The 7,190-nt window shown below is 69.5% G+C and carries 7 protein-coding genes; 2 read left to right on the plus strand and 5 right to left on the minus strand.

All coding sequences use genetic code 11. From position 1 onward, the window contains the following. Both AB4Y99_RS23260 and AB4Y99_RS23265 read left to right on the plus strand, forming a co-directional pair. The coding region (locus tag AB4Y99_RS23260) for an ATP-binding cassette domain-containing protein (RefSeq protein WP_441524992.1) at window positions 1–1,009 on the plus strand (1,009 nt) is incomplete at its 5' end. Continuing rightward, window positions 1,006–2,604, plus strand: coding sequence for an ATP-binding cassette domain-containing protein (locus AB4Y99_RS23265; RefSeq protein ID WP_441524993.1), 1,599 nt, complete (start codon window positions 1,006–1,008; stop codon window positions 2,602–2,604). The genes AB4Y99_RS23260 and AB4Y99_RS23265, both read left to right, overlap by 4 nt. 8 nt (window positions 2,605–2,612) lie before the next feature. Here AB4Y99_RS23265 and AB4Y99_RS23270 read toward each other — a convergent pair whose 3' ends face one another. The 5 genes from AB4Y99_RS23270 to AB4Y99_RS23290 form a co-directional block, all read right to left on the minus strand. After that, complete coding sequence (locus AB4Y99_RS23270) at window positions 2,613–4,316, minus strand: IlvD/Edd family dehydratase (RefSeq protein ID WP_441524994.1); 1,704 nt, start codon at window positions 4,314–4,316, stop codon at window positions 2,613–2,615. A 30-nt stretch (window positions 4,317–4,346) separates the two neighbouring features. Continuing rightward, entirely contained in the window at window positions 4,347–4,961 is a 615-nt protein-coding gene (locus AB4Y99_RS23275) for an HAD family hydrolase (protein ID WP_038364309.1), read from the minus strand. Between the two features lie 114 nt (window positions 4,962–5,075). Continuing rightward, a complete protein-coding gene (locus tag AB4Y99_RS23280) occupies window positions 5,076–5,711 on the minus strand; it encodes a TIGR00725 family protein (RefSeq protein ID WP_441524995.1) in 636 nt (211 codons plus the stop codon). Between the two features lie 5 nt (window positions 5,712–5,716). Further along, on the minus strand, window positions 5,717–6,427 hold the full coding sequence (locus AB4Y99_RS23285) for an orotate phosphoribosyltransferase (RefSeq protein ID WP_038363505.1): 711 nt from the start codon (window positions 6,425–6,427) through the stop codon (window positions 5,717–5,719). A 168-nt stretch (window positions 6,428–6,595) separates the two neighbouring features. After that, the coding region (locus tag AB4Y99_RS23290; protein ID WP_441524996.1) for a 3-hydroxyacyl-CoA dehydrogenase family protein at window positions 6,596–7,190 on the minus strand (595 nt) is incomplete at its 5' end.

A 7,190-nucleotide genomic window follows, 5' to 3' on the forward strand; every position in this document is an offset into this window, starting at 1 on the left:
GGAGAAGGCCTTCAGCCATCTCGCCGGCCAGTTCGCCGACCGCATCCGCACGCTCCCGACCATCCTCGCCAACGATGCACTGGTAGGGGAGGAGGCCAAGCTCGCCATCCGCCTCGACGCCTATACGGCCAAGACCATGGGCGTGCTGCGCATCGCCTTCATCAATGCCGGGCTGATCGACTTCTTCGCCTCGCTCTCGATCGCGATGCTCGCCGTCTTCCTCGGCCTCGGCCATCTCGGGCTCGCCACGATTCCCGGCTTTTCCGGTCTCGAACTCTGGCAGAGCCTCTTCATCCTGATGATCGCGCCGGACTATTTCGCGCCCTTCCGCCGCTTTTCCGAGCAGTACCACGCCAAGGCCGAGGGGCTCGCCGCCGCGGCCGCGCTCGACCAGCTGCTCGACGCCGAACATGCTCTCACGCCGGCCCTGCCGGCGGTCGAGCGGGCATTGTCGGAAATGACGATGCCGCCCAGCGGCCTCCTCGTCGTCTCCGGTCCGAGCGGGGCCGGCAAATCGACCTTGCTGCGCCGGCTCGCCGGCATCGAGGCGGGGCCGACGCCTTCGCCATGGACAATGCCGCAGGGCTGCGTCTGGATCGCGACTGACAGCTTCGTCGCGACCGGCACCTTGGCCGAGGCCATCGGCAACGGGCTCGACGCGCCCTGCCCGACCCGCCAGCGCGAGGCTGCAGCCTGCATCGGCCTGCTTGACGACGCCTTACTGCCCGGCGGCCTAGTGGCCCGTATCGGCGAGGGCGGCGCCAATCTCTCCGGCGGCCAGAGACTGCGGATTGCGCTCGCCCGCGCGCTCGTCAGCCAGCGCACGGTCATCGCCGACGAGCCGACCGCCAAGCTCGACCCGGCGACGGCCGATGCGGTGCGCCGCGCCCTGCTCGACATGGCGAACAGCCGGCTCGTCATCGTCGCGAGCCACGACCCCGAGCTGATCGCGCTGGCCGATCGGCGCATCGCGCTCGATGCGACCGCCTCTCTGGAGGAAGCGGCATGACGGACAACGCGGCAACGCGCGGCGCCGCCGCTCGCAAGCTGTGGCGCTATGCCGGGATGCTTGCCGCCGCGGCGCTGCTATGCGGTGTCCTGCTGGGCGGGCTGTCGGCCTGGTTCCTCGGCTCGGTCGCCATTGCGGGGCTCACAAGCGCCGCCTACAGCTTCAATTTCCATATCCCCGGAGCCCTGGTGCGCCTCTTCGCGGTCGGCCGGACGGCGGCACGCTACGGCGAGCGCCTCGCCGGCCACCACGCGGCGCTGGCGGATCAGACGACGCATCGGGTCGGATTGTTCGAGGCGATGGCCGCGGCCCCGGCCGTGCGCGGTGCCGGCTGGCAGCTCGCCGATCAGGCGCGTCTCGCCGACTATCTCGACGATGTCGAGGATCTCGACTTCGCCCGGCTGCGGGCCGATCTCCCGGCCCTTCTCCTCGCCGCCGGCCTGATCGGCGCCTTGATCGCGACCGCTTTCGTCGCGCCGCTGGCTCTCACCCCCATCATCGCGCTGCTCTGCGCGCTCGGCGCCATGGCGCAGCAGCTCGCGCGAGCCGGTGCCACCTCATGGGCGCAAACCCGCCTGTTACGGCGCCAGGCCGCGCAGCAATTCGGGGCGGCCCTGACCTCGGCCGTCCCGCTGCAAGCGGAAAAAGCCTGGGCCGGCCGCTGCGCCGATGCGCTCGGCCGCTTCTCGCAAGCCGAGGAAGCCCAGCGCGCCCTGCGGCTCGCTCAGGCCGGCCTCGATGCGCTGGCCTCGCTGCTTGGCCCCGTCGCCGGCGTCAGCATCTTCGCCGCGGCCTGGTTCGCCGGCGCGCGGGGCGAGGCTCTGCTGATCCCGGCCTTCCTCGCCTTTTCCTGGGTCGCGCTCGCCGAGACGGCGCAAGGCCCCTCGCGCATGGTCGTCGCCGCCTTGCGCCGCCGGGCCGCGAAGGCGGAGATCGAGCGCTGGATCGGCACAGCGACGCAACCGGCGCACTCTCCGACACGGTCACCGGCAGGGCTCACAGCCCTCCACACGTCGATGCAGCGCCGCGCCCCGGACGGGCGCCCGCTCGGCGCCAGGCTCACGCTCGCGCTGACGGCCGGTCGGCCGACGATCCTCACCGGCGCGAGCGGTGCCGGCAAGACCAGCCTGCTCAAGCAGATCGCCGGCTGGATCGGGCAGGACAGCATGGAGAGCGAGACCGGCCCGCTATCGGCCGAGGACCGGCGCAGGATGGCGATGTTCTGCCCGCATGACGCCGCGATCCTCACGGACACGGTGCGGGCCAATCTCTTCGCGCCCGCCCTCCCCGACGAAGAGCTCTGGCAGGCGCTCGAAGCTGTGGAGATGGCCGATCGCATCGATGCCGCCGGCGGTCTGGACGGCTGGATCGCGCAGGACATGCTCTCGCTCGGCGAGGCGCAGCGGCTCAACCTCGCCCGCGCCTGGCTCTCGACGAAGCCGCTGATCCTGCTCGACGAGCCGACCGAGCATCTGCGCGCCGATCAGGGGCAGCGCATCCTGGCACGCCTCGTCGAGCGTCTTGATGACAGCATCGTCGTGATGTCGAGCCATGGCGCAGCCGACCTGCCGGGTAGCGTCGCGATCCGGCTCTGACGGCGCCGTCAGCAGAAATCGAAATCGACGCCCTCGTCCGCTTGCAGCACATGGCTGTCATAGAGCTTGTCGTAGCCGCGCCGTTCGACCTCGACCGCAGGCGGCCGTGCCGCGCGCCGCGCCGCCAGCTCCGCCTCATCGACCAGCAGGTCGAGCCGCCTCTCGGAAACGCTGAGCCTGATCCGGTCGCCATTGCGCACCAGCGCGAGCGGCCCGCCAACAGCCGCTTCCGGCGCGACATGCAGGACGATGGCGCCATAGGCGGTGCCGGACATGCGCGCATCGGAAATACGGACCATGTCCTTGACGCCGCGCGCCGCGAGCTTGCGCGGAATCGGCAGATAGCCGGCTTCCGGCATCGCCGCGCTGCTGCGCGGCCCCGCATTCTGCAGCACCAGCACGTCATCGGGCTCGACATCGAGGTCGGGATCGTCGATCCGGGCCGCGAGATCCTCCAGCGAGGCGAAGACGACGGCGCGGCCTTCATGCTCCAGCAGGCGCTTCTCGGCCGCCGCCCGCTTCACGATCGCGCCGCGCGGCGCCAGCGTCCCGAAAACCGCGACGAGGCCGCCATCGGGGTCGACCGGTTCGGAACGCGACCGGATGACGCCGCGATCGAGCGCCTCGACCAACGGCGCATCGATGAGCTCGCCCAGCGTCTTGCCGGTCACGCTCAGCGCATCGAGATGCAGCAGGTCGCGCAATTCGCGCAGGACCGCCGGCACGCCGCCGGCCGCGAAGAAGTCCTCCATGTAATTGGCGCCGACCGGCTTCAGATTGACCAGCACCGGCGTCTCGTCCGAGAGCCGGTTGAGGCGGTCGAGGTCGACCTTGACCCCGGCGCGCCGCGCGACGGCGGTCAGATGGATGACGGCGTTGGTCGAGCCCGAGATCGCCAGCAGCACCCGCCAGGCATTCTCGATCGCCTTTTCGGTGACGATCTGGCGCGGCCGCAGCGTCTGGGTGCCGATCAGTTCCACCGCCCGCCGGCCGCTCTCCTCGGCGCAGCGCAGCCGGTCGGCATGAACGGCCGGGATCGCCGCCGAGCGCGGCAGCGCCAGCCCCAGGGTCTCGGCGATGCAGGCCATCGTGCTGGCCGTTCCCATCACCGCGCAAGTGCCCGCGGTGGTGGCGAGCCGCCCCTCGACGGCCTCGATCTCGGCGGCGTCGATCTCGCTGGCGCGGTAGCGCGCCCAGAAGCGGCGGCAATCGGTGCAGGCGCCCAGGCGCTCGCCGCGATGGCGCCCGGTCGACATCGGCCCGCCGACGAGCTGCACCGTCGGCACATTGGCGGAGAGCGCCGCCATGAGCTGCGCCGGCACGGTCTTGTCGCAGCCGCCCATCAGCACCACGGCGTCGATCGGCTGGGCGCGGATCATCTCCTCGGTGTCCATCGCCATCAAATTGCGGAATTTGAGGCTGGTCGGATTGAGGAAGACCTCGCCCAGCGAGATCGTCGGGAATTCCAGCGGAAGCCCGCCCGCCATCAGCACGCCGCGCTTCACCGCCTCCAGCAATTCCGGGAAGTGGCGGTGGCAGTTGTTGAAGCCGCTATAGGTGTTGGCGATGCCGACGATCGGCCGCGCCAGCGCCTCGTCGGAATAGCCCATCGAGCGCGCGAAGGAGCGTCGCAGATAGGCCGCGAAATCCGGGTCGCCGTAATTGGTGAGGCCGCCGGCGATGCCGCGCCCCTTCGCTTGCCCATCGCCCATGCGTTCCTCCCGAAAATTTTGTCGCGACGGTCAGAGCGCCAATCCGCGCTCCCGCAGCGCTGCGCGCAGATCGATCGGCTCGACGAAATGCACCGTCCGCATGCCGACACCGTCGGCGGCGGCGATGTTCTTGGCGCTGTCGTCGACGAAGATGCAGTCGCCGGCAGCGAGGCCGTAGCGCTCCAGCAGCACGTGGAAGATCGCCGGGTCCGGCTTGATCAGCCGCTCATGCGCCGAGACCACGACCCCGTCGAAGGATTGCAGGAAGGGGAAGCGGATCAGGCTCTCCGCCCATTTCTCACGCGAGAAATTGGTGATGGCGTAGACCTTGTCACCGCGCGCCTTCAGCTCCTTCAGCGTCGCGACGCTGTCCTCGATGATGCCGGGTACGGTCTCATGCCAGCGCTCGTCATAGGCCCTGATCTCGCGCTCCCATTCCGGGTGCTCAGCCACCAGCAACGCCACCGCCTCTTCCCAGGAGCGGCCGCGATCCTGCTCGATGTTCCAGGCGGCGGTGCAGACATTCTGCATGAACCAGTCGAGCCGCTCCGGATCGGGAATCAGGTCCCGGTAGAGCAGGCGCGGATCCCACCGGATCAGCACGTTGCCCACATCGAAAACCACCGTCGGGGAAGCTGCTGCCATGATCTCCATCCGCTCATCCGCCCCCGCCGGGGACAGAAGGCCCGGCACGAAGCATCGCGCCGGAGGGTGGAGCGGCACCGGCTGCCGCGTCAACCGGGCGATATGCCGTTCACCTCAGAGCGCGAGAAAAACCCGCGCGACCTGCGCAAGCGCCTCCTCGGCATCGGCGCAGCGCACCGCGCCTTCGACCGCCGGCGCCCCATCGAGCAGGAAGACCGGCCGCTTGAACTGAAGCGCGAAGGCGATTTCCGACAGGGTGCCGTAGCCGCCGCCGATAGCGACGAGACAGAAGGCCGCCCGCGCGATCAACGCATTGCGCGCCACGCCGATGCCGGTCGCCAATGGCACGGTGACGTAGGGATTGGCCGCCGCCGGCTCATCGTCAGGCAGCAAACCGATCGACAATCCTCCGGCGCCCTCGACGCCGCGGCAGACCGCCTCCATCACGCCCGAGCGGCCGCCGCAGAGCACCGTGACGCCGTGCCCGGCGAGCAGGGCGCCCATATGCTCGGCCATGGCGGCCTGCGATGCGGTCGGCGTCCGCGTCCCGATCACCGCGACGGGGACACGCACGGCCTTGCCGCTCTCCCGCTGCAGCCAGCGCAGAGCCTCGGTGGGAGAGATCGCCACATCGTCGGAAACCTCGGCCCCGGCACCCCAGATGCGGGCCGCCGGATCGAAGCAGCGCCCGGTCCCGTCGTGCAAAACGCGGCGGCCGGCATCGAGGCGTAGTGGCTTGCCCGGCTCCATCCGCGTCAGGCCGACTTCTCCTGGCCGAACTCGGAGATGCCGCCATGCCTGGCCGACCAGCTCGCCGGGTCGTTCAGGAAGCTCTCGACCTCGGCCAGCACCTTCGGCTCGAAATGGCCGCTCTCCTTGGCGACCGCGAGCACGTCCCACCAGGTCGTCAGATAATGCAGGTTCACGCCGATCTCGGCCATGAGCTCGCGGCTCTTCGGGAAGATGTCGTAGTAGAACAGCACGAAGCAATGATCGACGACGGCGCCGGCATCGCGCAGCGCCTGGCAGAAATTGACCTTGCTGCGCCCGTCCGTCGCGAGATCTTCGACCAGCAACGTGCGCGCGCCGACCACGACCTCGCCCTCGATCTGAGCATTGCGCCCGAAGCCCTTCGGCTTCTTGCGGACGTATTGCATCGGCAGCATCAGCCGCTCGGCGATCCAGGCGGCGAAGGGAATGCCGGCGGTCTCGCCACCGGCGATATTGTCGATCGATTCGTAGCCGATATCGCGCACGATGGTCGAGGCGGCGAAATCCATCAGCGCCGAGCGCAGGCGCGGATAGGAGATGATCTTGCGCGAGTCGGTATAGACCGGGCTTGCCCAGCCGGAGGTGAAGACGAAGGGCTTGTCCTTGTAGAAATGGACCGCATTGATTTCGAGGAACATCTTGGCCGCTTCGCGCGCGAGGACCGACCGGTCGGCGGCGGTGAACAGATTGGCCATGGCGTCGATTTCTCCGGTCTGAGCGCCATCGTTCGCCGCGCGCGGCGTGAGACGAGGCACCTGTCAAGTTCGCAAACGGCCCCTTCTGTTCCTTCGCGGCGGGAGGGTCAATAGCCGGCCGGCGGGTTTTCGACAGCGCTGCGCATGGCCATTCCAGAGTGGGAGGCTTCAGCCAGCCGCGTTATCGAGGCTGGCGAATCCCTTGCCTTCGGCCGCGAGGCGCTTGAGCAGCGGTGCCGGCTCCAACGCCTTGTCGCCGCTCTCGGCCGCCTGGGCTTCCAACCGCTTGGCGATCGCGTCGAGCCCGACGCCGTCGGCCCAGTACATCGGCCCGCCGCGCCAGGCCGGCCAGTTGTAGCCGTTGATCCAGACGACATCGATGTCGCCCGGCCGCGCCGCAATGCCCTCTTCGAGGATACGCGCGCCCTCGTTCACCATCGGGTCGAGCAGCCGTGCCAGGATCTCCGCCTGCGAGAAGGCCCGGCGCGTCACGCCCTGCTCGGCCGAGATGCGCTGGATCAGCGCCTCGACCTCCGGGCAGCGCTGGCCGGCGCGCGCGCTCTGCGGGTAGAGATAATAGCCGCGCCCGGTCTTCTGCCCGAACCAGCCGGCCTCGCAGATCGCATCCGCGACGGGAGCCTTCAGGCCCCGCGCCTTGCGCGAGCGCCAGCCGATATCGTTGCCGGCGAGATCGGCCATGGCGAAGGGGCCCATCTTGAAGCCGAAATCGACCAGCGCCTGGTCGACCTCGTAGGGCAACGCG

It is taken from the genome of Allobosea sp. TAB14 (genome assembly GCF_052113865.1).
In the GTDB taxonomy this organism is placed as follows: domain Bacteria; phylum Pseudomonadota; class Alphaproteobacteria; order Rhizobiales; family Beijerinckiaceae; genus Allobosea; species Allobosea spartocytisi.